General features: G+C 43.9%; 27 protein-coding genes. 1 reads left to right on the top strand and 26 read right to left on the bottom strand.

What is annotated here, in order from left to right:
- Positions 1-36 precede the first annotated feature (36 nt).
- A complete protein-coding gene (locus tag HNR43_RS10685; RefSeq protein ID WP_183243767.1) occupies positions 37-618 on the bottom strand; it encodes a hypothetical protein in 582 nt (193 codons plus the stop codon).
- Between the two features lie 62 nt (positions 619-680).
- Complete coding sequence (gene hpf / locus HNR43_RS10680) at positions 681-1229, bottom strand: ribosome hibernation-promoting factor, HPF/YfiA family (protein ID WP_183243765.1); 549 nt, start codon at positions 1227-1229, stop codon at positions 681-683.
- Between the two features lie 173 nt (positions 1230-1402).
- Here hpf and HNR43_RS10675 point away from each other — a divergent pair, with 173 nt between their 5' ends.
- Positions 1403-2485 carry an HD-GYP domain-containing protein gene (locus HNR43_RS10675; protein ID WP_183243764.1) on the top strand — a complete coding sequence of 361 codons (1083 nt, stop codon included), beginning with the start codon at positions 1403-1405 and terminating at the stop codon, positions 2483-2485.
- A gap of 34 nt (positions 2486-2519) precedes the next feature.
- Here HNR43_RS10675 and HNR43_RS10670 read toward each other — a convergent pair whose 3' ends face one another.
- The 24 genes from HNR43_RS10670 to HNR43_RS10555 form a co-directional block, all read right to left on the bottom strand.
- Positions 2520-2909 carry a DUF8042 domain-containing protein gene (locus tag HNR43_RS10670; protein WP_183243763.1) on the bottom strand — a complete coding sequence of 130 codons (390 nt, stop codon included), beginning with the start codon at positions 2907-2909 and terminating at the stop codon, positions 2520-2522.
- A 9-nt stretch (positions 2910-2918) separates the two neighbouring features.
- Positions 2919-3269, bottom strand: coding sequence for a flagellar protein FliT (gene fliT, locus HNR43_RS10665; protein ID WP_183243761.1), 351 nt, complete (start codon positions 3267-3269; stop codon positions 2919-2921).
- Positions 3269-3670 (bottom strand): flagellar export chaperone FliS, encoded by a 402-nt coding sequence (fliS, locus tag HNR43_RS10660; RefSeq protein WP_183243759.1) that lies wholly within the window; start codon positions 3668-3670, stop codon positions 3269-3271. Before fliS (HNR43_RS10660) ends, fliT begins: the two co-directional genes overlap by 1 nt.
- An 18-nt stretch (positions 3671-3688) precedes the next feature.
- Positions 3689-5236 (bottom strand): flagellar hook-associated protein 2, encoded by a 1548-nt coding sequence (locus HNR43_RS10655; RefSeq protein ID WP_183243757.1) that lies wholly within the window; start codon positions 5234-5236, stop codon positions 3689-3691.
- A gap of 13 nt (positions 5237-5249) precedes the next feature.
- Positions 5250-5609: a flagellar protein FlaG gene (gene flaG, locus HNR43_RS10650; protein WP_183243755.1), complete on the bottom strand. Its 360-nt coding sequence runs from the start codon at positions 5607-5609 to the stop codon at positions 5250-5252.
- Positions 5610-6182: 573 nt separating this feature from the next.
- Positions 6183-7040 (bottom strand): flagellin Hag, encoded by an 858-nt coding sequence (gene hag / locus HNR43_RS10645; RefSeq protein WP_183243753.1) that lies wholly within the window; start codon positions 7038-7040, stop codon positions 6183-6185.
- 141 nt (positions 7041-7181) lie between these two features.
- The gene (locus HNR43_RS10640) at positions 7182-7367 is read right to left on the bottom strand and encodes a hypothetical protein (protein WP_035047206.1); all 186 of its coding nucleotides are present in this window, start codon (positions 7365-7367) and stop codon (positions 7182-7184) included.
- Positions 7364-7606 (bottom strand): carbon storage regulator CsrA, encoded by a 243-nt coding sequence (csrA, locus tag HNR43_RS10635; RefSeq protein WP_183243751.1) that lies wholly within the window; start codon positions 7604-7606, stop codon positions 7364-7366. The genes HNR43_RS10640 and csrA overlap by 4 nt, the downstream gene beginning before the upstream one ends.
- A 12-nt stretch (positions 7607-7618) precedes the next feature.
- A complete protein-coding gene (fliW, locus tag HNR43_RS10630; protein ID WP_183243749.1) occupies positions 7619-8056 on the bottom strand; it encodes a flagellar assembly protein FliW in 438 nt (145 codons plus the stop codon).
- A 13-nt stretch (positions 8057-8069) separates the two neighbouring features.
- A complete protein-coding gene (locus tag HNR43_RS10625; protein ID WP_183243747.1) occupies positions 8070-8624 on the bottom strand; it encodes a DUF6470 family protein in 555 nt (184 codons plus the stop codon).
- A gap of 14 nt (positions 8625-8638) precedes the next feature.
- Positions 8639-9511, bottom strand: coding sequence for a flagellar hook-associated protein FlgL (flgL, locus tag HNR43_RS10620; protein WP_183243745.1), 873 nt, complete (start codon positions 9509-9511; stop codon positions 8639-8641).
- An 11-nt stretch (positions 9512-9522) separates the two neighbouring features.
- The gene (gene flgK, locus HNR43_RS10615) at positions 9523-11064 is read right to left on the bottom strand and encodes a flagellar hook-associated protein FlgK (protein ID WP_183243743.1); all 1542 of its coding nucleotides are present in this window, start codon (positions 11062-11064) and stop codon (positions 9523-9525) included.
- A gap of 14 nt (positions 11065-11078) precedes the next feature.
- A complete protein-coding gene (locus tag HNR43_RS10610) occupies positions 11079-11546 on the bottom strand; it encodes a flagellar protein FlgN (protein ID WP_281380399.1) in 468 nt (155 codons plus the stop codon).
- Positions 11546-11803, bottom strand: coding sequence for a flagellar biosynthesis anti-sigma factor FlgM (flgM, locus tag HNR43_RS10605; RefSeq protein ID WP_094240435.1), 258 nt, complete (start codon positions 11801-11803; stop codon positions 11546-11548). Before flgM ends, HNR43_RS10610 begins: the two co-directional genes overlap by 1 nt.
- 65 nt (positions 11804-11868) lie before the next feature.
- Positions 11869-12276 (bottom strand): TIGR03826 family flagellar region protein, encoded by a 408-nt coding sequence (locus HNR43_RS10600; RefSeq protein WP_183243739.1) that lies wholly within the window; start codon positions 12274-12276, stop codon positions 11869-11871.
- Positions 12277-12287: 11 nt separating this feature from the next.
- A complete protein-coding gene (locus HNR43_RS10595) occupies positions 12288-12725 on the bottom strand; it encodes a YaaR family protein (protein ID WP_183243737.1) in 438 nt (145 codons plus the stop codon).
- Positions 12726-12806: 81 nt separating this feature from the next.
- Positions 12807-13943: a flagellin N-terminal helical domain-containing protein gene (locus HNR43_RS10590; RefSeq protein WP_183243735.1), complete on the bottom strand. Its 1137-nt coding sequence runs from the start codon at positions 13941-13943 to the stop codon at positions 12807-12809.
- A gap of 13 nt (positions 13944-13956) precedes the next feature.
- A complete protein-coding gene (fliS, locus tag HNR43_RS10585; protein ID WP_183243733.1) occupies positions 13957-14370 on the bottom strand; it encodes a flagellar export chaperone FliS in 414 nt (137 codons plus the stop codon).
- A 59-nt stretch (positions 14371-14429) separates the two neighbouring features.
- Positions 14430-14717, bottom strand: a complete 288-nt coding sequence (locus tag HNR43_RS10580; RefSeq protein ID WP_183243731.1) for an EscU/YscU/HrcU family type III secretion system export apparatus switch protein — start codon at positions 14715-14717, stop codon at positions 14430-14432.
- Complete coding sequence (locus tag HNR43_RS10575) at positions 14714-20254, bottom strand: metal-dependent peptidase (protein ID WP_183243729.1); 5541 nt, start codon at positions 20252-20254, stop codon at positions 14714-14716. The genes HNR43_RS10580 and HNR43_RS10575 overlap by 4 nt, the downstream gene beginning before the upstream one ends.
- Before the next feature lie 82 nt (positions 20255-20336).
- Positions 20337-21005: a ComF family protein gene (locus tag HNR43_RS10570; protein WP_183243727.1), complete on the bottom strand. Its 669-nt coding sequence runs from the start codon at positions 21003-21005 to the stop codon at positions 20337-20339.
- Positions 21002-22342: a helicase-related protein gene (locus tag HNR43_RS10565; protein ID WP_183243725.1), complete on the bottom strand. Its 1341-nt coding sequence runs from the start codon at positions 22340-22342 to the stop codon at positions 21002-21004. Before HNR43_RS10565 ends, HNR43_RS10570 begins: the two co-directional genes overlap by 4 nt.
- 68 nt (positions 22343-22410) lie before the next feature.
- Positions 22411-23253, bottom strand: a complete 843-nt coding sequence (locus tag HNR43_RS10560; protein WP_183243723.1) for a DegV family protein — start codon at positions 23251-23253, stop codon at positions 22411-22413.
- A gap of 172 nt (positions 23254-23425) precedes the next feature.
- Positions 23426-24610, bottom strand: coding sequence for an RNA-guided endonuclease InsQ/TnpB family protein (locus HNR43_RS10555; protein WP_183243721.1), 1185 nt, complete (start codon positions 24608-24610; stop codon positions 23426-23428).
- Positions 24611-24914 lie beyond the last annotated feature (304 nt).

Below are 24914 nucleotides of genomic sequence, written 5' to 3'. Positions count from 1 at the left end.
AAAGAAAAAGCCAGCGCAGGAGACGCTGGGGAGATGTTATCGTTGAGGCGATTGGAGTTGTTCGATCGTTGCTTCGACGTGGTGGAGTCGTTTGTTTAGAGCATAAATTTCGAATCCTTTTTCATCAATCTTTTTATAAATATGCTGCAGTAATGTTTGTACATCGTTGGCTAGTTGAATTTCCAAACGGTGCACTGTTTCTTTTACATCGCTCAGTTGTATTTCGACATGTTCAAGACGGTTCTTTACATCGCACATTTCTTTCTCGAGACGACTGATACGCGTGTTTGCCTCTTTCATCTCTTGTTCAAGCGCGGTTAAACGAGCTTCCATGTTAGCAAATCGCGCTTCGATTTGTTCGAACCGTTCGTCAATTTGGGCAAAGCGCTCGTCAATCTGTGCAAAGCGCTCGTCAATCTGTGCAAAGCGCTCGTCAATTTGTGCGAACCGTTCATCAATTTGTGCAAAACGCTCGTCAATTTGTGCGAACCGTTCATCAATTTGTGCAAAACGCTCGTCAATGCGGGCAAATTGATTGCGCACTTCTTGTTGAAACTGTAGAAAATTACTTTCGATATTCGTCAGCTTCGCTAAAATTTCACGTAAAATCGCTTCCATCCTTTTTCACCTCCTTTCACAGTATACCACCCTCTGTCTTCATTCGACAGAGGGTGAATAGGTTAGTTTGCTTCAATTAAGCCGTATTTGCCATCTTTTCGTTTGTAAACGACGTTTGTACGGTTTGTTTCTGCGTTAATAAAGACGTAAAAGTTATGACCAAGCATATTCATTTGTAAAATTGCTTCTTCGCTATCCATCGGTTTTAAGCTAAATCGTTTCGTACGAACAACTTCGAATTCCTCTTCCTCATGCTCTTCTGTTGCCACAGGAGCAGTTGCTGTTAATGTTACGCCGTTTGCTTCTTTTTCACGCATTTTTCGATTCATTTTCGTTTTATGCTTACGAATTTGGCGTTCGAGTTTATCGACGACCAAATCGATGGCCGCATACATATCGTCATGACGTTCTTCCGCACGCAACACAATTTGAGGCATTGGGATTGTCACTTCAATTTTTGACTGTTTATCGTTATATACTTTTAAGTTAACGTGAACCGTTACTCCTTCCGTCGATTCAAAATAGCGTTCTAATTTTCCGATTTTTTTCTCGACATACTCTCGAATGGCTTGTGTAACCTCGATGTTTTCTCCGCGGATGTTGTATTTCATACGCTGTTCCTCCTTTTATGAAAGGTTGGTTACTTATTTCTACAATTCCCTACAAAACTCCTTCTCAATCGTCACATTTTTTGTGAAAAAATGATGAACAAAACAATGGATAATTATGCTATAATTTATAGATGATGAAAAGTGTTCGTATTTTTCTACTGAGGTGTGATCGCATGCGCAAAGTGCACATATTTGAAGCAAAAAGTGGCGATGTGCTCGCCGTTGATATTTATGGACCGAACGGTGCAGTTTTGCTCGCTAAGGGAGTTAAACTGACCGACTCATACATTCGTGGATTGCGTGAAAATGGCATTCGTCATATTTATATTCACGACATTTTTACATTTGATATTGAAGAAAAGCCAATGATTAGTCCAGTTGTGCGACAACAAGCAGTAAAAAAAGTGTACGAAACGATGACAGAGCTGATTGAAGAACAAAAAGCTGTCCAACGCGTGTCTTCGCTTGACCTCGGACAAGAATATCAAAAAATATTCAAAGAGATTTTAGACTATTTATTAAGTCGAGAAAACTTGCTCATTAACTTATCTGACCTTGTTATTTCAAAAGGGTATTTCTTTCACCACTCGGTTAACGTGGCAACGATCGCAGGCGTTATCGGATTAGCGAAAGGATATTCATCGCAACAATTGCTTGATTTAGGCGTTGGGGCACTCCTATTTGACATCGGCATGACACAAATTCCAAGTGCACTTTGGGGGAAAAAGGGGCCGCTTAGCCCTGAAGAACGTCGAATCGTTTCCCACCATACTGAATTTGGGTTTGAATTATTGAAAAAACAAAACAACGTCTCACCGTCATCCGCTTACTGTGCACTCCAACATCACGAACGGTTTGATGGGAGCGGCTATCCACATCAAGCAGCCGGTAAATACATTCATGAATTCGCGCGTATTATCGCCATCGCAGACGTGTTCGATGCGCTCACTTCTCCGCGTGACCATCGGAAACAACACTCACCGCACGAAGCAGCTGAATATTTATGCGCATCAGGGAATACGTTGTTTGACTACGAACTCATTAAAACGTTTTTAAAATATGTCGCCATTTATCCGCTTGGCACAAATGTCGTGTTAAACACAGGATACCGAGGCGTTGTCTCAAACATTTTCCCTGAATATCCGCTTCGCCCTGTCGTTCGTATTTTACAAAATCCAAATGGCGAAATGCTCAAATCACCGTTTGAAATCGACTTGCGTAAAGAAGTAAACGTCACGATTGTCGAAGCGTTTTAAAAAACAAAAGGTGCGATCCACTCGCACCTTTTTATTATTGCTCAACATACGGACGAAGATGTTGCATCACACTTACTTTCCACGCCTCAAACGCTGGCGCTACATGTTTTTCGACAATTTGTTGCTTCGCGTTTGGATCATGCAGCTTTCCATCTAATTTCCACGCCTCTTCGACGACCGAAGAAAAACGTTGAAGCTCGTTCAATAGCGCGATATCATCGGCAAAAAAATGCGCAAGCGAGCGCTCATTTGTCGTATCAATTTGACCGAACGCTGTAAAAATATCAGCGAGCACGACATCCCCTTGCGTGCGCTCGTAATTCGCAAAGCTTTCAATGACGTATTGAAAACCTTCTTCAATCGTGTCTAACAACGCTGCATATTGACGAACGACTGTTAATTGTTCTGGAGTTAAATGTACCATATGTTCTACCTACCTTCGTTTATCATAAAACATACCGTCAATCGATAACGAATCGTATAAGTCATCATACCGTTCGACAGCTACTTTCGTTTGCTTCGTTTGTTTTAAATCTTGCACAATTTGTTGTCTCATTTGCTGAAGAAGGGCGTTCGCCTCCCGATCAAGCATAAGCAGCTCTTTTCCCATTTGTCTTTCTTCATCAGTTAACGTCGGCGAAAGCGACTGAAGAAGTTGCTCACGCTTCTCCAGCAGTTGTTCGATTTGTTCGATGACAGCTTCACGCTTCTCTCTTTCGATCGGCTCACGAAGCAACGTCACAATCGCCGCCGTCGCCTCAAAAAGCTCTGCAACGACGCTCATTATGCGTGACCGCCTTGCGCGTATTGACGCTGACGATTGATTTGAATGACTTGCTTCCACGTATCGCGAAATTCTTTTACATATCCTTCGACTTCTTCTAAGATGGACATATCGCTTTTAATATTTGCTTCAACAAGACGACGATATATATAGTCATACATTGTCATCATCGATTTTGCCACTTCATATTCCATATTGAGCGTCACCATGAGCTCCTGAATGATTTTTTGTGCTTTTAATAAGTTCGTGTTGCGTGCTTCAATATCTTTCTCCTCAATCGCTTTTTTCGCTTGTGCAATAAACTTTAAACAACCGTTGTAAAGCATAAGCGTTAATTCTCCTGGCGACGCCGTTTGTACCGCGTTCGTTTGGTATGATTGATATGGGTTGTTCATCGCCATATTTTCGTCCCTCCTAAATTATTGTGCTCCACCGCCAAAGGCGTTCATTAAATATGCACTTTGCGAGTTCGCACGTTGTACCGCCTTTTCCATCGCTGAAAACTGCTTCCAATAGCGGTCTTCCACTCGTTTTAATCGGTCTTCCGCTGCGCTAATACGTGTGTCAAGATCAAGTAAGCTTTTTCCAATGATATATTGATTCGTAGCTTTTAACGTATTTCCTGCTTTGTCTTCAATGCTTTTCACTGTCTTTTTTATTTCATCGCGAAGTTGCAGCACAATCCCTTTTGCATTTCCCGTGCCGTTGTTACTGAACAAGCGATAAATCGCATCAGGATTTTCTTCAATTTTTTTTCGTAATTTTGCTTCATCAATCAATAACTTTCCGCCTTCTAAATAGTTCGGTGTCGTCGTAATACCAATTTGCGCAAGTTGTTGAAACCCTTCAGGTGCTGCGTCGACTTTGCGATAAAGTGCTTGTCGCATGTTAGAAAGAGCGTTAGATAAAATCGAATCGCCGCGCAAAATGCCGCTTTTCGCTTTCTCTTCCCACTTCTCCGCCTGCTTTTCCGTCAGCTTTTCACGCTGTTCATCCGTCAACGGCTGATAATCACGATAGCGCGTTTCTTTTAGCTTTTTATTAATCTCATCAATTGTTTCATTATATTTATCGATAAACGATTTGATGGAGTTAAAAATCGCATCGGTGTTTGTCGTTGATGTAATCGTCACCGTTCCTGCATGCGTGTTTTTCAATGTGTATGTCATACCGCTAATTGTAAATGTGTTTGATGTTCGTTCTGTTTCAAGACCGTTGATTGTGAATTTAGCGTTTTGACCATTTGTTTTCCCTGTTAGTTCTAGATTATTGAGGGCAGTTGTAAAACCAAACGCTTGAAACAGTTCTTGTCCTTCAACGATTTGAATAGATGCACCTGCACCCGTTTGCTTTTTATTGATGACTACTTTTTTTGTGACATCATCGTAAAACGCATTTACTCCTAAATCCGACTGTTGATTCATTTTATTGATCACTGATTGAAGCGTATCATTGTTTGGATCTACATTAATTTCAACGTTTTTTGTGCTTCCATTTGGATCTGTTACAGCTAATTTAATCGTTAGCGGGCTGGTCAAATCTAACGGAGTAACTCCTCCGACAATAAACGTAACGTCTTTTAATTTTGCATTTGGGTCAAACGTACCTAATGTTTGAATTGCGCTTTCTGACGTCCATCTTGCTGCTGTTGCTAATTGGGTAATATTACTAATTTCTACTGTTTGATTTGCATTTGATGATACCGCTGTAGCTGTGACAATATTTTCATTCGAGCTCGTCACTTTTTTTTGTAAAAACGTGCTTTGGCGCATGACGCCGTCGAAAATCATGCGGTCTAAATCGTTTAACAAACGATTCATATCGCGATATGCATCACGTTGCCACTCAAGCAATTGCTTTTTTTGTTTTAATTTATCGATCGGCGCACGTTCGACTTTCATTAAATCGCCGACGATTTTATCAATATCCATTCCGCTCGCCAAGCCGCCGATACGCATATTATTCATCACTTACCACCTCCTAAATTTTTCGATCAACAATTAATCCAACAAACTTCATCATCGCCGCATACATATCTAACAGTTTTTTCGGCGGAATTTCACGCACAACTTCTTTCGTCCGTTCATCAATGAGTTGGACGTAATACTCTTTCAAATCTTCATGTACGTTAAACTTTAACGACGTATGGCTCGGCTGTAAGAACTCGTTCATACCTTTCACGATTTCTTCAAGCTTTTCTTTTGAAATGCGCTCTTCTTCTTGTTTTGCCATCATTTGTTGTGAAGTCGGTTGCTCTTGCTTTTGTTGTTCTGCTAGACGCTCTGTCGTTTTTTCATACATATACGTGGAAGAAAGAGAAGAAGAAATACGTTCAATCATCACCGTTCGCTCCTTTGCATATACGTTCCTACTGTTTATATCGGATGGAGGGAGGAAAATTTGAAGGGGGAGGGAAAAACTATGTTGATCATAATAAAATAAAGGATATAACAAAAACATACGTTCTGAAAAAAATACACTTTTGGAGAGAAATAAACAAGAGACCTTAGAAAACCTAAGGCCTCTTGTTGCTTCATTAACGGAGTAATTGCAATACTCCTTGTGGTTGTTGGTTGGCTTGCCATGCCGCAACGTCTTTCGAGCGTTGTGTAGACTATATCTTCACCTTTCTAGCCATTAGCTAGTGAAGGGCTGGGCACTTCGGGGATTTCCCCTACGGACTTCATCACCATAGCTTTCGCCTTAGGTGGTATGTCCTAGTCGTTGAACCTTCTCCAGAGTTTCCTCACAGGAGCTTGGCTGCTGATTGCCCATTGTAGCATCTTTCCTTTTTTCAGGCCGTCACGCCTGCCGTTTCCAGCTTCGTTGTGGCAAGGAAAGCTTTAGGGCTTCCCAGCAATTCACCCAGTCATTCTCTTAGCCGTTTCCAGCTAAGACGCCCTTCCAATCAAATTACCGAAGTAATTGCAATACTCCTTGTGGCATTTGATTGGACTGAGCCAACATCGCTTGTGCTGCTTGTGTAAGAATGTTGTTTTTCGTAAACTCCATCATTTCCTTCGCCATATCTACGTCGCGAATACGCGATTCTGCAGCTGTTAAGTTTTCTGCTGATGTGTTCAAGTTATTGATAGAATACTCTAGACGATTTTGGTACGCACCGAGTTTTGAGCGTTCAGCAGAAACTGTTTTTATTGCATCATTGATAGTTGTAATAGCTCCCGTAGCAGTTGCAGAGTCGCTGCTAATGTCAATCGCATCTGCATTTTCATCGTCCCCTGTTGCAACGCCGAGACCTGTCCCTGCTGTCATATCAGCAATGGTTAAAGTAATTGTTTGGTTCTCATTTGCACCAACTTGGAATGCAAAAGAACCATCTCCGTTAGGTCCACCTGTACCTGTTAACAGTTTTTGTGTATTGAACTCTGTGTTGTTTGCAATACGGTTTAAGTCTTTAGCTAATTGATTTGCTTCATCTTGAATAGCTTGGCGATCTTCAGCCGTGTTTGTATCATTTGCCGCTTGTACAGCTAATTCACGCATACGTTGAAGAATCGCATGTGTCTCATTTAATGCCCCTTCAGCTGTTTGAATTAACGAAATGCCATCTTGCGCGTTGCGAGAAGCTTGCTCTAATCCTCGAATTTGCCCGCGCATTTTTTCAGAGATGGAAAGACCTGCTGCATCGTCGCCAGCACGGTTAATGCGAAGACCAGAAGATAATTTCTCCATAGATTTAGCAGCATTAGCATTTCCTGTTGTCAATTGACGATACGTATTTAACGCCGCAATGTTGTGGTTAATTCTCATTGTTTTTTCCTCCTTGAATTTGTTTTTCCCACGTCCTTGTGGTTTTTGGTTGGCAAGATGGAAGTCGGCCGCCCTTCTTTCTTGCCCTCACATTTATTATCGGTTTGTTTTTTCAAAGTTTAATAGGTTGAGAAAAAAATTTTATACTTTAATGTCAAGAAATTGTGAAAACGGCGATGGTTGTTGAATTTCTTTGACGATGCGAGCTGGATCGTCTTTATGTTTGTTAACAATTTCGTTTAATGCTTGTTCGGCGATCGCTTTATTGTCTTGAACGATGCGAGCGATGACGCCAGGGATTTGAACACCGCCGATGCTAACGCTCATTGTTTCTTCCCCCCTTTCTTTAATTGATCAGATAACTGTTGAAGCGAATTGACGGAGGCGAGTGATGCTGCGTTGTTTTCTTGTTGAATGGCGAGATATATTTCTTTTCGATGCACATCAACGTGCTTTGGTGCGCGAATGCCAAGTTTTACTTGATCGCCATCGATGGCGAGAACGACGACTTCGATGTCATCGCCGATTTGAATCGCTTCTTTTAATTTGCGCGTTAATACAAGCATGTTCTCGCCTCCTTATTTCGCCTCAACCGTTTCTGGAAAAAGTCGATGTTTCGTTTTATACGATGTATTTGTTAAAATGACTTGCTTGCCGATTCGTTCGTGAACGTTAATGACGACAGGCGCTTGTAAGTTCGCTGTCGTATTTGAAAACGGTTCTGCGATCGTTAAAATGACGTATAGCGCTACATCGTTTTCTTTTTGTATTTTCAACTGCTCACACGTCGTATCGTCCAATTCAATTTCGTACGTCGGGAAATACGAAAACGGCTCAATCATCACAAACGCTACGTCTTTATTTTGCACCGATTGTAAAATCGTAAATGGTGAATCGTGAATCGGCAACAATGCAAATTGTTTTTCATGTTCAAAGCCCGGTAACCCACTTTCAAACGAAACGATTGCCATGTCGGAAAGTTGAACCGTTCCGTGATATTTCGTTTCAATGTTCATATTCATCCCTCATTTATACGGTCACGTCAATGCGCAAGTTGTTGTGACGCGCTAAGTCAATATGCACAACGTTTGGTTTATAATCGATTTGCACAGGACGTGGCTCGATATGAATACGAGCGCCTGACGTTTGCCAATTCATATCGATGCGTCCCGGTTCAAAGCCAATTTTCACGCTAAATGGGCGCGGAATAAGCCCCACATTATAGTCAAAAGGTGGACGCTCGCTACTTGCTTGCGCTTGCATCGCAAGTACATCACCACCTTGTTCAATCCGCATCAATTCATCGCCTTGTATCGCTGTTGTTTCTAAATACGATAGCCAGCTCGCATACCCTTCTTGCGCTGCTTCTTCAATGCGACGAAAAATATGTTTTAAATCGACATCCGCACGCGCTTCCGTTTGATCGATGGTTAAGCGCGGCGGAGTTGTTTTCATCTCAAGCTGCGGTTTCGGTTGTTCAATCGACAGCTCGGCTTGTTGTTGACGCATATACATATATCCGCGTTCCACCGTAATGGATAATTGCGGAAACGTCGCTTGCATCGTCAATTGTGGGATTTTCATTCTAACTCATCCCCTTAACGTAAAAAGTCAACGAGCGTCGGCTGAATGATGCGTGCTCCGACAGAGAGCGCTGCGCGATGTACACTTTCTTGCGATTTCAGCTCGGTAATAATTTTTTCAATGTCCGCATCTTCGTTATCAGAAATCATTCGTTTCGCGATGAGTTGTTGCTCGGATAAACGTTGTTCCACGAGCTCCAAACGATTGACGCGCGCACCGAGTTCCGCACGTTCTGCGAGTACATCGTTTATATGTGTGTCTAATTGGGAAAGTAAGTTATCTAAATTGTTTGTTGGGTTCGTTAATTCGTTTTCAATTTGCTGTAACGTATCGAACAATCCTTGATTAAATACATTATTCGGCGTAACGTTAATTTTTAGTTTAACTCCTTTGGCTACCTCGACCATAAAATCATCGTTGTTATTGCTGACAGTTGGCGGTGTTCCGTCTGTCACAGGCGCTTGTTCAATGTTTGTTCCGTTGAAAATGTATTTGCCTGCGACTTTCGTGTTAGCGACTTGTACTAAATCTTTTTTCAACTGTTCAATTTCGCGCGCAATCGCTTGACGGTCTTCTTGACCGAGCGTACCGTTTTTCGCCTGCACGACAAGTTCACGGGCGCGCTGCAACACGTTTGTCGTATGGTTAAGCGCCGATTCCGAATTTTCCATCCACGTATACGCCTCCGACAAATTGCGCTGGAATTGTTCGATTTCCGTTAAACTCGTACGGTAATGCATCCCTTTCATCGCCACAACCGGATCTTCCGATGGACGATGAATTTTTTTCCCCGTCGCTAGCTGTTGTTGATACGTACCAAGTTTATCATAGCTTTTACTTACGTTGCGAAGCGTATTGTTCGCAAGCATCATTTGTGTCACGCGCATTCGTTACTCACCTACCTTCCGACGATGCCCATATTATTAATAATTTTATCTAACATTTGATCAATCATTGTAATCATACGCGCAGAGGCGTTATACGCATGCTGGAATTTCATCATGTTCATCATTTCTTCATCAAGCGATACGGAGCTGACCGACTGGCGACGCTCATCAACGGATTGACGAAGCACTTCGCTATTTTCCGACAATCGCTTCGCTTCTTGTGCGTTGACTGCCATTTGTCCAATTAAACTTTCATAAAAGTTTTGAATGGTTGTTGTGTTTCCTGCAATATTCATCGTTCCGTTTTTCACTTCAGCAAGCGCTTGCGCGTTGCTTCCGTCACCAATTTGACCTGTTGCTGACGCGGCAATGTTGTCAAGCGAATCTTTAATGATTTGTGCGACATCTAACGTTCCAGCCGGATCACTTGGATCGTAAGTGAAAAACGGTTTCGCGCTTGGTGCAGTAGCATTATTTTTTATCTCCGTTACACTCCATCCATTAGAATGAACTTCATTAAACTTATCCGCAAATGCTTTTGCCATGGCGTTTAAATTGTTTAACATTTCGGGATATAACCCTTTCGTTGTTGTACCTCCATCGTCGCTATATCCATACGAATAAAGAAGCGATCCTACTTTTCCGTTTTCTTTCAAACGTTCAAATGTTGAAAACGATGTATTCCCGAGTGAAAAACCAACAATTGGTCCTGTTTTTGTCGTATTGTCTTGATAGCTCAGTTGGAGCTCATTTACTTGTCCTAATCGTCCATCAACAAGCGTGCCAATCACCGTGCTTCCTGTTCGATCCACTAGTTCTACCGTAAAACGTCCTTCCGCAATTTTCAAGGAGCTTCCACCACTTGACACAGGCGTAACTTTCACATTTACATATTGCGACAGTTCGTCTAAAAGCCGATTGCGTTCATCATATAAATCGTTCGGCAAATATCCGTGCACTTCTACTTCGCTAATTTGTTTATTTATATCATTCAGCTGACGAGCTAAAGAGTTTACTGCTTTCACCGTGACATCCAACTCATTTTTTAAATCATCACGAATCGATTTGAGTGAACTAGATAAATAATGAAACGTCTCTGCGACCGCCATGCCACGCTGACGAACGACCGAACGAGCACCAGAGTTTGAAGGGTTTACTGCTAAATCTTGAAGAGATTGCCAGAAATGATCAAGCGTTTTTGCCAGCCCTTCATCCGATGGCTCGTTCATAATTTCTTCCATTTTATACAATGCTTCCGCACGCGTATTCCAATACCCGTATTTCATGTTCTCTCCGCGATATTGGACATCTAAAAACTCTTCGCGCATGCGTTGTACCGTGCCGCCTTCCACGCCTGTTCCCATTTGCCCTGGTATAACAGGACGGTTTTTCGACGCAAACGGATACGGCGGCGTTTGTTCAAAATTGACGCGCTGGCGAGAATAGCCTGGCGTGTTGGCGTTCGCGATATTATGGCCGGTGACGTATAATGCTTGTTGCTGGGCAGTCATCCCGCGCCGCACTGTTTCTAATCCGTGAAATGTCGAAAGCACAAAAAAGCCCCTCCTTACGTTTTCGCTTCAAATGACGACCTTGGCGGCAATTCATCCGTTCGCTTCGGGTCATACGTCACATCTTGTTCGTTCGGTATCATCAAATCTAATGTAAAATGAATAAATTGGAGCGATTGTTGCAGTAGCTGCATATTCAGTTCATTTTGCACTTTTAGCCGCGCGATCGTGTCGCTTAGTTCATTGGCTAGTTGAAGAAGCTTTATTCGTTCTTTTTCTTCCACCTGCTCGGCATATCGACTAACCGTTCGTTCTTCTTCAGGCATATGTGAAAGAAGGCTCATTCGTTCGCTTTCTAGCTGTCGAATGGCCATCACATATTTCTGTTCTTTTACCATCATTTGTTGTAACGTACCGACATCGCTTTTTTTAATCGCTTCTGTTTTTTGTTCTGCTAGCTGCAATAAGCCACGATGAAACGTCAACAACTTTTCCATCACATCGATCATGTTTGCTCGCTCCATTACCGTTTATAATAGCGCAATACGCTTTCCGCAATCGCTCGTGCATCGATCGTGTACGTGCCTGCTTCAACTTCTGATTTTAGCCGTTCCACTTTTTCTAACCGTTCCGAGGAAAATTTCGCAGCTTCTTGCAGTTCTTTCGCTGCGCTAGAAATTTCAACTTGATCCATCTTTTTCGTTGCTTTTGTCGGCTTTTCGACACGTGACGTCCGCTCATACGGATTGACGTTCATCGGTTGAATGCGGTTAATTTTCATGTTCCCACCTCACTTTTTCCGTTCTTCTTCTCCTATGCTTATTATCGGCTAAAAGAAAAAAATGTTTAGCCATCTTTTCGGCGTTCTGTAAAGTATGTCGTCTGGCGTTTCGCTTGTCTTTGTCGCTCCTCTTCTTGTTGAATTTTTGTCATCTCTTTTTGGATGCCACCGATACACTTAGCACATAACCTGCCTTCACGAATCGTTGCCCCACACTTTTCGCACGGATAACCGAGGTTTGGAAAATGAACAAGCTGTAGTCGCCCTTTTTTAATCCATTTAATAATTAGCGCTTCCTCTACTCCTGTCGCATCAACGACTTGAGGCATTGTCGCCGTGCGATTTTCTCGTTTTCGAATAAATGCATACACTTTTTCAAACAATTTTTCCTCTTCTTTATAACATGCGTCACATACGTCGCGAAATTGCGTCCGTACAAACAAACTTCCGCATTTTGGGCAGTTATCTAACATGTTGCTCCCCCTTACGTGTAAATATTAATAATTAACCCTTGAATTTCACCAACAAGCCCGAGCAAATCAAGCCCTTTTTTCTCTTTTTCTAATACAGCGTTTGTGAGCTCCACTAACTTTTGATCGACTTCTTTTACAAGCTTATAAATTTTCGACCGTCCCCCCCGGCTAAATCCGCGCTGTTCTTCAAGCTGCAAACTATTTTTCACCGCATCGTCTAAAAATTGCTTTACCAACCTTTTATATTTTTTTAAATCTTCAACCGTTTGCGACTCCGCTAACTTTTTTCCTTGCGCTTCAATTTCTTGCGCCATCGTTTGAAAACGTTCAAATAACACATCGTTTTTTTTCTTATGCATCACTTCCGTAAACGACACCGATTCCATCGGTGCATCATCTTTTTTCTCAACACGATTCAACGACGCTCGCGACACTTTTTGCACTTCCATCAACGTTCACACCTTTTTCTTTTTATTATGCCACAGTTACAAAAAAAGGGCGAGGTCGCTTTGACCTACCCTTTTTACCCATTAGCTTTTTAACAGTTGTAAAATTCCTTGCGGCAACTGGTTCGATTGCGCCAACATCGCCTGTGCCGCTTGGTTTAAAATGTTGTTTTTCGTAAAGTTCGTCATCTCCATCGCCATATCTGTATCGCGAATACGTGACTCCGCAGACGTTAAGTTCTCATGCGCTGTTTTTAAGTTGTTAATTGTATGTTCGAGGCGGTTTTGGTAGGCGCCGAGCTTGCCGCGTTCTTCGGATACTTTGCGGATGGCTTCGTCAATCGTTGAAATCGCAGACTGTGCAGAAGCATGATCTGTTACGGTTACACCATCGATTCCTAAACCAGTTGTAGTCATATCACTTATGCTTAGTCCAACTACTTGTCCCTCATTCGCTCCGATTTGGAAGTTACTTTCTGTTCCAGTAATTTCAACATCGCCAGCTAAACTATTCAACGTATAAGCGCCGTTTGTAGTAACCGTAATCAATGAAACCCCTGTGTATTTGCTGTTCGTGCTGTCCCAGCCTTTGAAAGTAATGGAACCTGCACCGTCCGCAGCCAAATCGCTCGCTTTTCCAATCACCGTACTGCTACTATCTGTTAACTCATAAACGTTATCAGTAATGTTCCAGGTGATCGTGTAAGTACCTGCTTTCAATCCACCACCAGTTGTGATATTTGCCACCCCTGTTACCGATAAAGCAGTTGTTTTCAACGGATCTTGATCGACTTTCGTTCCAAACGTTCCATCAAGCAATGCCGTTTTGTTAAAATCAGTAGACGTCGCTACACGTGTAATTTCAGTTTTTAACTGTTGAATTTCTTGATCTAATGCCGCACGGTCTTCTGCTGTATTTGTATCGTTAGACGCCTGCACCGCTAGCTCACGCATCCGCTGAAGCATGCTATGAACAGAGCTTAGCGCCCCCTCCGCTGTTTGAATTAGCGAAATGGCATCTAACGCATTGCGTTCTGCAACTTCTAAACCGCGAATTTGCGAGCGCATTTTTTCGGAGATCGCTAGACCTGCGGCGTCGTCTGCCGCGCGGTTAATACGTAAACCGGAAGAAAGTTTTTCTAAGTTTTTCGCTGTGTTTGATTGGTTTACTGCCAAGTTACGATAAGCGTTTAATGCTTGAATATTGTGATTAATTCTCATGTTTTTCTCTCCTTTACTCCGTCATAATAAATTGTTCGTATGCCGCTGCTTTTTTCGCTGCGACATTCGTTGTCGGTTGTTTTTTCAACGCCTCATTCCATGCAGTTGCAATTTCTTTTGTGATCGTGAGCACTTCTTGCATCATCTCTACGTCTTTTTTCATATTTGCATCGATAAGACGCTCCGCCATATAGTTGTATAGCGCATCTAATTGATGGGCGATAATGCCAGCGTCGTACTTCAAGCCAACGCCAAGACGGCGTAAAATATCATTTGCTTTTTGTAGTCTTTTGTTGGCATGAATATAGTCGCCCTTTTTTGTGCTTACGATCGCTTCTTCTACACTTTCGATTAATCCTTCGTAAAGTAGCGCTGTTAATTGTTGCGGCGTTTTTTTGTACACCACTTCTTCCGTTAAAAACTCCACGCGCTCACTCTCCCTTTCATCGTTCACCTACTTTATTTATCGTCACGATTTTTTATTGTTTAATAGTTTCGTTCCATTTTTTCAATTAAAATTAAAATTTCTGCGATAACTGCATACAACTGCGGCGGAATCGTATCACTAAGGTCAAGGTCAAGCAAATGTTGGACGAGCGCGGCATCTTGTTCGATCGGTACTCCGTTTTGTTTCGCAAGATCAATAATTTTTTCAGCGACGTAACCGCGCCCGTGGGCGACGACGGTCGGCGCTTTATCCCCTTCTTCGTAACGAATGACCGCCGCCGATGGACCGTTTATTTCTCGCTTTCGTTTTTGGTTAAAGTACATCATATTGTAAAATCATATCCTTTCTCTGTCCATGTCGCTCGTTTTGTCTCGTTCGTTTTTTCTTCCGTTTTCTCAAATGTTGTAAATTGTATATTTCCGACGCGATAGCCGATTTCTTCAAGACGCTCTGTGGCAGTCTCAATAAGCGGACGCATACGTTCAGCGAAATCTTCGCGATCGTTGCGAAACGTCACGGAAATCGTTCGTTCGTTTGCGCTTAATAATACACCGACATCGCCCAGCTTTTTCGTTTCGAATAAAAAGTATAAGCTGCAGTTTTCCCAGTCAACTCGTTTTCCATCGTTTCGCGCATTGACATATACTTTTACATCTTTCACTTCCTTTTGCAGCAGCAATGGAATCGTGAAAAAAAGCGTTTGCATCGCGCTTCCTTGATCGTTTTTATTTAGCAGCTGTTGCCCTGTCATATTCGTCAATGCTTGTTCAGCTTGTTTCGCTGCTTCGCCACCCGTTTGTGCTAATTTCATGAGTAGTCCTTTCATCGTTTCTTCAGCCTGTTCACTTTCGCCGTTAAACACGAGCGCATTGGCAACATCCGTTTCATGCATGAAACCGAGGCGGCGAATTGTTTGCAGCATGTGGCGCGCGGACGGCTCGGGCTGAACGATTTCGTTCCATTGCGTCAGTAACGCTCGCTCTGGCGCTTGCTGTTTGAGCGACTGCGCTTCAACGAAATGTTTCACTTTCACATCTGACGGTTTAAATTGCATTTGTTCAAGCGTACTTTTTACTTGCTTCACGATTTTTTGTGCTTCTGCCATTTGTCCTTTATCTAGCAGCTTTTTCGCTTCCGCCAATTGCGAACTGGCTTGCAGCAATTTTTTCTCCATCGTCATATCCGCAAACAACATCGCATCGCTTTTTAAAATCGTTTGGTCAAGCTGTTTAATCGTCGTTTCTAACAGCTGCTTTGCTTGCGGTCGCGCCGCTTGCTTGCATTGAGTAATCAGATGATCGATCGCATCTAAATTGCGCATCATATCACGCTTTGTTTGTTGAAACTGCTGCGCCGCTTCTGCCATTCGTTTCGTCACCGTTTGGACGATCATATCTTTCGACTGTAAACCGAGCGTAGCCAAAGATTCATATGCCACATCAACTGATGATGGAGCATCGTTTGTTGGCAACGTTTGTTCAAGTTGTTGAAGCGCTTGGACGACCGTCTGTCTTGCGGCAATTTCTCGACCTTCATCTGCCATCTGCTCCGCGCGAGCAAACGCTTCATGAAGGGACGGTTCCATATGTTGAGCAAGTTGCATCCGCGCCATTTGCAGCGCCTCTTTGACGTTTGGCTCCTTTTGCATCGTTTTCATCGCTTGAGCGATGGTCGCACGAACATCATTTGTTGCACGTTGTTCACTTTCTGTTGTCGTAAGGGCAGTTAACAACTGTTGTCGTTGTTTGTCTAACATTTGTGTGGCTTGCTGAAGCATTTGAGCCATATTTGGTTGTTTCGCAAGTGTAGCATCAGCTTGCAACTGACGAACTGCTTCTGTCAACGTCATTGTTTGCCGCTCGAGGTAATTAGCAATCATATTTGCGCGATTGACATGTTCAGGCGCAAGCTGTTGTTCAATTGAACGTAACGTTTGCACGAGTTGCTGTCGGGCTTCCTCACCACGTCCAACCGTTTCAAACAACTTCGCTTGGTTTAATGTACGCATGACTTTTTCTGCTTGCTCTGTTGGTAATGCACGAGCGACCTCTCTCACTTGTGGCTCTACTGCCTTCACATTCGGAGCACTTTCTGCTTGCTTCCGCACCTCTGCCACTTGTTTCAGCTGGGCTTCTTTTGTTTCTACCTTGGGGGCTGGGGTATTTGCTCGTACAGCTTCTTTCGCCTCTTGTAACACTTCAGATGTGACTGCCTCTTCCACTGCACGTAATGCTTGCACGAGCTGTTGTCGAGCCTCCACATTGCGTCCCATTGTCTCCAGCTGTTTCGACTGTTCTAGCGCACGGGCGACCTTCTCCCCTTGCTCCGCTGGTAACGTACGAGCCACCTCTCTCACTTGCGCCTCTACTGCCTTCACCGTCGAGGCACTTTCTGCTTGCTTCCGCACCTCTACTACTTGTTTCAGTTGTGCTTCTTTTGTTTCTATCTTTGTCGCTGGAGTATTTGCTCGTACAGCTTCTTTTGCTGTTCGTACGACGTCCGCAACCACTTCTTCCTCCACCGCACGTAGCGCTTGCACGAGCTGTTGTCGAGCCTCCACACTGCGTCCCATTGTCTCCAGCTGTTTCGACTGTTCTAGCGCACGAGCCACTTTCTCTGTGCGCCCCATTGCCTCTTGCTGTTTCGACTGCTCAAGTGCACGCACCACTTTCTCTGCTTGCTCCGCTGGTAATGTCCGAGCCACCTCTCTCACTTGTAGCTCTACTGCTTTCACCGTTGGAGCATGTTCCACTTGCTTTCGCACCTCTGCCACTTGTTTCAGTTGTGCTTCTTTTGTTTCTACCTTTGTCGCTGGAGTATTTGCTCGTACAGCTTCTTTCGCTGTGCGCACGACGTCCGCAACCACTTCTTCCTCCACCGCACGTAGCGCTTGCACGAGCTGTTGTCGAGCCTCCACACTGCGTCCCATTGTCTCCAGCTGTTTCGACTGTTCTAGCGCACGGGCGACCTTCTCCCCTTGCTCCGCTGGTAACGTACGAGCCACCTCTCTCACTTGCGCCTCTACTGCCTTCACATTCGGAGCACTTTCTGCTTGCTTCCGCACCTCTGCCACTTGTTTCAGCTGGGCTTCTTTTGTTTCTACCTTTGTCGCTGGAGTATTCGCTCGTATAGCTTCTTTCGCCTCTTGTAACACTTCAGATGTGACTGCCTCTTCCACTGCACGTAATGCCTGCACGAGCTGTTGTCGAGCCTCCACATTGCGTCCCATTGTCTCCAGCTGTTTCGACTGTTCTAGCGCACGGGCGACCTTCTCCCCTTGCTCAGCTGGTAACGTACGAGCCACCTCTCTCACTTGCGCCTCTACTGCCTTCACCGTCGAGGCACTTTCTGCTTGCTTCCGCACCTCTACTACTTGTTTCAGCTGGGCTTCTTTTGTTTCTACCTTTGTCGCTGGAGTATTCGCTCGTATAGCTCCTTTCGCCTCTTGTAACACTTCAGATGTGACTGCCTCTTCCACTGCACGTAATGCCTGCACGAGCTGTTGTCGAGCCTCCACATTGCGTCCCATTGTCTCCAGCTGTTTCGACTGTTCTAGCGCACGGGCGACCTTCTCCCCTTGCTCAGCTGGTAACGTACGAGCCACCTCTCTCACTTGCGCCTCTACTGCTTTCACCGTCGAGGCACTTTCTGCTTGCTTTCGCACCTCTGCCACTTGTTTCAGTTGTGCTTCTTTTGTTTCTACCTTTGTCGCTGGAGTATTTGCTCGTACAGCTTCTTTTGCTGTGCGCACGACGTCCGCAACCACTTCTTCCTCCACCGCACGTAGCGCTTGCACGAGCTGTTGTCGAGCCTCCACACTGCGTCCCATTGTCTCCAGCTGTTTCGACTGTTCTAGCGCACGGGCGACCTTCTCCCCTTGCTCCGCTGGCAACGTACGAGTCACCTCTCTCACTTGCGCCTCTACTGCTTTCACATTCGGAGCACTTTCTGCTTGCTTTCGCACCTCTGCCACTTGTTTCAGTTGTGCTTCTTTTGTTTCTATCTTTGTCGCTGGAGTATTCGCTCGTATAGCTTCTTTTGCTGTGCGCACCACGTCCGCTGTCGCTTCTTCCTCTACCGTACGCAACGCTTGAATCAACTGTTGACGAGCCTCCACACTGCGTCCCATTGTCTCCAGCTGTTTCGACTGTTCTAGCGCACGGGCGACCTTCTCCCCTTGCTCAGCTGGCAACGTACGAGTCACCTCTCTCACTTGTGGCTCTACTGCTTTCACATTTGGAGCGTTTTCGACTTGCTTCCGCACCTCTGCCACTTGTTTCAGTTGTGCTTCTTTTGTTTCTATCTTTGTCGCTGGAGTATTTGCTCGTACAGCTTCTTTTGCTGTTCGTACGACGTCCGAAACCACTTCTTCCTCCACTGCACGTAATGCTTGCACGAGCTGTTGCCGAGCCTCCACACTGCGTCCCATTGTCTCCAGCTGTTTTGACTGTTCTAGCGCACGAGCCACTTTCTCTGCTTGCTCTGCTGGTAAGGTACGAACAAGATCCCTCACTTGAGACTCTACCGTTTTTGCATTCGGGGCACTCTCTGCTTGCTTCCGTACCTCAACGACTTGTTTCAACTGGGCTTCTTTTGTTTCTGCCGTTGTTCGTATATCCGTTTTTTGTTCTACTGCCCGCAATGCTTGAATAAGATCGGTTTTCGCCTTTTCTCCTAGTTGTTCTACACGTTCAATCACTTCATGTAATTCGTTCGATTCGATGCGTGGCAATACCGTTTCCTTCAACTGACGAACAGCGTCTTCTATATTGCGAGCGTTGCGAACAATTCGCTTTGCTTCATCAATCATTTGTTTTTGTGTAGCTGTAGACAGCTGTACCGACGCATCTTCTGTTTTCTCAACAGAAGCAAACGCTTCAAGCAATCGCTGTTTAGCGCTAAGTGGTTGACCTGAGCGATACAACTGCTCTGCTTCTTGTAACGCTGGACCTAGCGTTTGACGAACGACTTCGCTTCCTTTTGCGATAGTAAGTGCTTTTGCGACAATCGGCTCACGTTCAACTTGTTGACGTACCATTTGCAATTGCTTCTCTTGCGTTGTTGCTCGTTCAGTTTGTACATGATCTATTTTTTCATTCTCCTCTGCCAAAGCGACAGCTTGCATGATGCGGCTACGAGCAAACGTCTCGTGTCCGCGCTCTTTTAACAAGGTCGCCTCACGAACGGCTTTTGCGATTTCATCATGTCCGTTTTCCTCTGCAAACTGCTTTGCCAGTTCCAGCACACGATCGATGTTTCGCTCTTGTTGCAGTTGTGCACGTAGCTCACTAACCGTTTGCGACCGTTGTTTTGAGATTGGAGCGAATGAAAAATGTTCATCAATCGCCCGAACGATATCATGTAACGACTCACTGAACGGCTTGCCGTGGAGCGCTTCATGAACAGCTTGTAGCTGCTTCATCGTCATATCAAGCTTTTTGCTTGCTGCGATTTGAATTGTTTCTAACTTTTGTTCAACCGTCCCTCTTCCTTCTGCTAAAAACGTACGTAACGACTCCACCGTTTCACGAGTGAGCGGCAGTTGCCTTTGTGCCACAATCGTCACCGCTTGGCGAAGTTCAGGCGTTTCAAACGTTTCAGATGATGATGTAGAAGGCAGTGTCACAATCTTCCCTTCAACAACATCCCCATCGCTACCGGTGACTTGTACTTTCACTCGCCCAGACGACGGTACATCACCTTCAAAACGAAACCGAATGTCGACACCTCTTAATTGTACGATCGCTTCTTTTTCGCCTACTTGTTCTTTCACAACTGCTTCATACACATCTCCTGCTTTTAACGTCACAGTCGTTGAAGATGACGATGTCGAGCGATAATGTCCGTATCCACGAATTTCCATAACGACCCATCTCCGTTCTCCAATATTCCTATTTTTTATATCGACCATCGTTACGATGTTTTCAATGGGAGTTTGTTCCCAACTATGAGCGGATGAGAGTAAAAGAAGAAATGTCACGTGCCCCTGCTACATAAAGAACGTTTGCCGCTTCATGCACCGTTGCCCCCGTCGTATAAATATCATCAACGATAACGATGCGCTTTCCGGCTACATCTTCTTCTGTCAAACAAAACTTACGCCCGACAAAACGTTCACGTCTCGTTTTCTTCGATTGTTTTTCATCATCAATACGTCGCAAGGCAAAAATGATTGGCAATGATAGAAGTGAAGCGATTGCTTCCGCTTGATTAAACCCTCTTTCAGCTAATCGAGAAGGACTAAGCGGAATCGGTACGAGGAACACATCAGAAGAAAAATACTTAGAAAAAACCGCGCGAACATCGGAACGAAACGCTTCAATAAGCGCATAATCGCCACGAAATTTAAAACGATTGATTACTTCTTTCATCCAGTCGTTATATATATAAACAGAATAGTTTTGTCTCAAGGCACTTTGACGCTGTTGCCACTTTATACAATCGGCACATATCGGTACGTCACTTAAACGGCTACATCGTTCACACCGATTCCCTTCAAGGCGAATAAAGCGAGCGCGACAACGCGGACAACAAACATCCGCTTGACGAAGCGTCAAAAGCATAGCAAACGACATCGCCGACATCCATTCATCATGACAAATGACACATTTCATTCGTCAATCAACCCTCGCTTTCGTGCTTCATCGTTCATCCGTATAATATGACGCTTTGCTGCCACCATCGCTTTCGTTTTTCCAAAATGAAAAAAGCGAACATCACCTGTCGGATATTGAGCGCTTCGACCAACACGTCCTGCAATTTGCACGAGCGCACTCTCTGTAAAAATCGGTTGCTCTGTACCTAACACGGCAACATCAATGTTTGGGACCGTTACCCCTCGCTCTAAAATGGTCGTTGTGACAAGAATAGGAATTTGTCCACGCCGAAAAGCAAGCACTTTTTCCTTTCGTTTCGGATCTTCAGCATGTACTCCTTCAATGCGAGGATGAAGTTGTTGTAAGGACGGAACAACTTGTTGTAAAAAGTCAATGTGAGGAACAAATAAAAAGGCTTGTTTGTTTTTTTCGAGATGCTCGTCTACCCATCGAACAACACATGAAGGCAGTTGCTTGTGACGCCACTTTTTTTGCCAATTGCCACACCATTCAAATGTAGGGACAGGGAGCGGGTGACGGTGATAGCGCGCAGGAATGGTTACCGCTTTTCGCTTTCCACTTTTTACTTCACGTTGCCATTGTTCGTTTGGGGTTGCGGTTAAATAAATGAGTGAGGAGTTCGTTTTTCGGGCGCGTTCTACCGCATAGGAAAGCATCGAATCGACACTATACGGAAACGCATCGACTTCATCGACAATCATCACATCAAAAGCACGATAATACCGGAGCAATTGATGAGTCGTTGATACCGTCAGCGAAGCGAGCTTACCGCGGTCTTGGCTACCGCCGTATAACGTTGCGATATCGACAGACGGAAAAACGTTCGCGAGGCGTGGGGCTAACTCCAATATGACATCGGTGCGCGGAGCAGCAAGACAGATGCGCTTTCCTTGCGACAGCGCCATATTCATTCCTGCAAATAGCACTTCTGTTTTTCCGGCTCCACATACCGCCCAAACAAGCAACGAATCATTGCGTTCAATCGCCTGACACACTTCATCAGAAGCAAGTTGTTGGGCTGTGGATAGTTTACCGCTCCATTTTAGCGGTGAAGAAAAAGAGGTGGAGGGAATTGGTCCTGTCCATATGACGAGCGGATTGCATTCACTACATCGCCCCATCATAATACATTTGCGACAATACATACATATGCGTCCACAACGAGCGCACGGAAAAGAAGCGAAAAGCTGTTGATCATCGTTATTGCAGCGGACGCAAACGTAACCTCTCTTCGTTTTCACGATGCTCTCAATGATTTGTACATGTTTTTCATCGTAAGGAAAGGAAATCTCAGACTTTAACAACTGTTTCCCAACGAGAGACAAACAAATCACCCCCAACAAAAAAAGAAGTGGATCATTCGCCCACTTCTTCTATTCGTACCCATTAAAAAAATTCCTGCTTATTTTTTATACCAACCGAATCCCATTGCTCCTTCACCTAAATGCGTGCCGATGACAGGTCCGAAATAGCTTAAGAAAAATTCCACATGTGGATATTGTTGCTCGAGCTTTTCTTTCCATGCGCGTGCTTCTTCTTCACGGTTCGCATGGATAATGACCGCACGCATAGGAACGCCAAGGTTCGCATCTTCAGCAAATAGTTCTTCTATGCGATGTAACGCTTTTTTACGTGTACGAATTTTTTCAAACGGCACGATGACTTTATCAACGAAATGTAAAATCGGTTTCACTTGCAGAAGGCTGCCGATAAACGCCTGTGCACCGCTTAACCGCCCGCCACGTTGCAGATGCGATAAATCGTCGACCATAAAATACGCACGTACCGATTGTTTCATTTCGTTTAACCGAGCTATAATCGCTTCCGGATGCGCACCTGCTTGCGCCATTTCTGCCGCTTCCATCGCATAAAATCCTTGCACCATGCAGCTAATTTCTGAATCATATGCATACACCCGGATGCCTTCGACCATTTGACCAGCCGCAACCGCTCCTTGATACGTTCCGCTAATGCCGCTTGATAAATGAATCGAAATGACCGCATCGTATTGTTTCGACAGCTGTTCAAACGTCTCAACGAATAAACCAATCGGTGGTTGAGACGTTGTCGGCAGTTGTTCACTTGTTTTCACTTTATCAAAAAAATCAGCTGCGCTCATGTCGATCTCTTCCCGATACGTCTCTGTGCCAAAGACGACACTCAAAGGAATGATATGTATATTCAACTGTTCGCGAATATGCTTGGGGATATACGCTGTACTATCCGTTAAAATCGCCGTCTTCATCGCTCTTACCGTTACAGAAAACTTACAAAACTTTATAAATCATCTATTCATTATTTATAAAGTTTTCGTTTCCTTCCTTGTTCATCGCGCCCGATTTCGCAAAAAGCTACTCTCGTTTGCTTGGCGCTCCGAAGGCTTTACTTCCCCACTAACGTATGGGTACATCGTTATGTCACATCATGGATTCGGCATATTGTTTCAAGTTGATGCTCGCGTTGAGATCGCGATCCATTTGTAACCCACACACTTCGCAACGGTACGTCCGTTCCGATAAAGAAAGGCGGTCTTTCACATGACTGCAACGGCTACACTTTTTGCTTGACGGATAAAAGCGATCTACGACGATCAACTCGATACCTTGCCATGCACATTTATACGTCATTTGCCGCTTAAACTCGTGGAATGTTTGTTGTTGAATCGCTTTCGATAGCTTGCGATTTTTTAACATGCCACTTATATTCAAATCTTCCATCACGACATACGCTGGCTTGGCTTTCACCAACGTCGTTGTGATGTGATGGGTATAGTTAAGTTGTATATTTTTTAGCCTTCGGCGTTTTTTCAAAACAAGGAATTCAATTTTCTTGATGTTTTCCGTTTTTCTGTAACGGAATTCACCTCCTTCTGTTTTTGTTTTATTCTTTTCATACTTTCGTGATATTTGTCTTTGCATGCGCCTAATTGATTTTTCCAGCTTTTTTACTTTCGGTGTTTGGTTGATGTTTGGAAACATCATGCCATTGCTGACGGCAGCGAACGACTTTACCCCTAAATCAATGCCGATGCCTTCGCTGTACGTTTCATGTTTCACTTCTGCTTCCTCTACACCGACCGTTAAAAACCAATGTATTCCGTCAAACACGATGCGTGGATTAACGTATGTTACATGTTTTCCGTGCGGAATACGTCCTCGCTCCGCCAAACGAACCCAATTGAGCTTCTGTCTATTTTTCTTTTTGGAAGGCGTCAGTTTCTCTAGTTTCACATGCGTGTCGGTGATTTTGATTTTTGCGGTATCTTGATAAAAGCTTGGTCGCGTTCGCTTTTTTGTTTTAAACTTTGGACATTTCGCTCTTCCTGCAAAAAAGTTTTTGTAGGCTTGACACGCATCTTTTATTGCTTGTTTTGTGATGTTGTTTGAATAATGGTTGAGCCAACTATATTCTTTCGTTTGTTTGAGTTGCGTTAACTTTTTTCTTAATTCACCATCACTTAAAAATTTGCCACCGTTCTTATAGTTTTCTTGTTGTTGCGCTAAGGCAAAGTTATACGCCCATCTGGCAACACCCGCACACTCAAATAATTTTGTTTTTTGTTTGTTATTCGGAAGTAGCATAACCTTATATGTTTTAATCATTTTCAGTTAGCTCCTTAACCATTCTCTTGGCTTTGTTGGCTCTTTTGCCTTGTAATTTTTTGTAAATTGTATATAGAGTTTTGTTGATTTTTACAAAAATATTTTAACAGTTACTACCCTTCCTTGTCCAAAATTTTTCCTATTTGCATTGTACTACATTATAACTACGATTGCATTGAAAAAGGTTGTCGAATCGATTTCGACAACCTCAGACTGTTGACAAAATGGTTGAAAGACAGTTGTCTTTCAACCATTTTATTCCATTCTGATATTTGTTTCCCTTGATGAACCGACGAAAATAACG

Source organism: Anoxybacillus mongoliensis, from assembly GCF_014201515.1.
Lineage (GTDB): Bacteria > Bacillota > Bacilli > Bacillales > Anoxybacillaceae > Anoxybacillus > Anoxybacillus mongoliensis.
The sequence above is the reverse complement of the archived record's forward strand: the minus strand, read 5'-3'. Positions and strand labels throughout refer to the sequence as shown.

Excerpts from the sequence above, each read along its gene's own strand:
- HNR43_RS10670 (WP_183243763.1), bottom strand. The coding sequence starts at position 2,909 with ATGGTACATTTAACTCCAGAACAATTAACAGTCGTTCGTCAATATGCA.
- HNR43_RS10555 (WP_183243721.1), bottom strand. The coding sequence starts at position 24,610 with ATGATTAAAACATATAAGGTTATGCTACTTCCGAATAACAAACAAAAA.
- HNR43_RS10595 (WP_183243737.1), bottom strand. The coding sequence starts at position 12,725 with ATGGAAGTGCAAAAAGTGTCGCGAGCGTCGTTGAATCGTGTTGAGAAA.
- HNR43_RS10640 (WP_035047206.1), bottom strand. The coding sequence starts at position 7,367 with ATGAGCGTTAGCATCGGCGGTGTTCAAATCCCTGGCGTCATCGCTCGC.
- csrA (WP_183243751.1), bottom strand. The coding sequence starts at position 7,606 with ATGCTTGTATTAACGCGCAAATTAAAAGAAGCGATTCAAATCGGCGAT.
- fliW (WP_183243749.1), bottom strand. The coding sequence starts at position 8,056 with ATGAACATTGAAACGAAATATCACGGAACGGTTCAACTTTCCGACATG.
- fliT (WP_183243761.1), bottom strand. The coding sequence starts at position 3,269 with ATGAGCGTCGTTGCAGAGCTTTTTGAGGCGACGGCGGCGATTGTGACG.
- HNR43_RS10625 (WP_183243747.1), bottom strand. The coding sequence starts at position 8,624 with ATGAAAATCCCACAATTGACGATGCAAGCGACGTTTCCGCAATTATCC.
- HNR43_RS10600 (WP_183243739.1), bottom strand. The coding sequence starts at position 12,276 with ATGTTAGATAACTGCCCAAAATGCGGAAGTTTGTTTGTACGGACGCAA.
- HNR43_RS10675 (WP_183243764.1), top strand. The coding sequence starts at position 1,403 with ATGCGCAAAGTGCACATATTTGAAGCAAAAAGTGGCGATGTGCTCGCC.
- HNR43_RS10590 (WP_183243735.1), bottom strand. The coding sequence starts at position 13,943 with ATGAGAATTAATCACAATATTCAAGCATTAAACGCTTATCGTAACTTG.
- flgM (WP_094240435.1), bottom strand. The coding sequence starts at position 11,803 with ATGAAAATTAACCGCATTCAACCGATGAACGTCAATCCGTATGAGCGG.
- HNR43_RS10655 (WP_183243757.1), bottom strand. The coding sequence starts at position 5,236 with ATGAATAATATGCGTATCGGCGGCTTGGCGAGCGGAATGGATATTGAT.
- flaG (WP_183243755.1), bottom strand. The coding sequence starts at position 5,609 with ATGATTGAACGTATTTCTTCTTCTCTTTCTTCCACGTATATGTATGAA.
- HNR43_RS10685 (WP_183243767.1), bottom strand. The coding sequence starts at position 618 with ATGGAAGCGATTTTACGTGAAATTTTAGCGAAGCTGACGAATATCGAA.
- hpf (WP_183243765.1), bottom strand. The coding sequence starts at position 1,229 with ATGAAATACAACATCCGCGGAGAAAACATCGAGGTTACACAAGCCATT.
- HNR43_RS10560 (WP_183243723.1), bottom strand. The coding sequence starts at position 23,253 with ATGAAGACGGCGATTTTAACGGATAGTACAGCGTATATCCCCAAGCAT.
- fliS (WP_183243759.1), bottom strand. The coding sequence starts at position 3,670 with ATGGCGATGAACAACCCATATCAATCATACCAAACGAACGCGGTACAA.
- HNR43_RS10570 (WP_183243727.1), bottom strand. The coding sequence starts at position 21,005 with ATGAAATGTGTCATTTGTCATGATGAATGGATGTCGGCGATGTCGTTT.
- hag (WP_183243753.1), bottom strand. The coding sequence starts at position 7,040 with ATGAGAATTAACCACAACATTGCGGCGTTAAATACGTATCGTCAATTG.
- HNR43_RS10580 (WP_183243731.1), bottom strand. The coding sequence starts at position 14,717 with ATGATGTACTTTAACCAAAAACGAAAGCGAGAAATAAACGGTCCATCG.
- HNR43_RS10575 (WP_183243729.1), bottom strand. The coding sequence starts at position 20,254 with ATGGAAATTCGTGGATACGGACATTATCGCTCGACATCGTCATCTTCA.
- flgL (WP_183243745.1), bottom strand. The coding sequence starts at position 9,511 with ATGCGCGTGACACAAATGATGCTTGCGAACAATACGCTTCGCAACGTA.
- HNR43_RS10610 (WP_281380399.1), bottom strand. The coding sequence starts at position 11,546 with ATGGAGCGAGCAAACATGATCGATGTGATGGAAAAGTTGTTGACGTTT.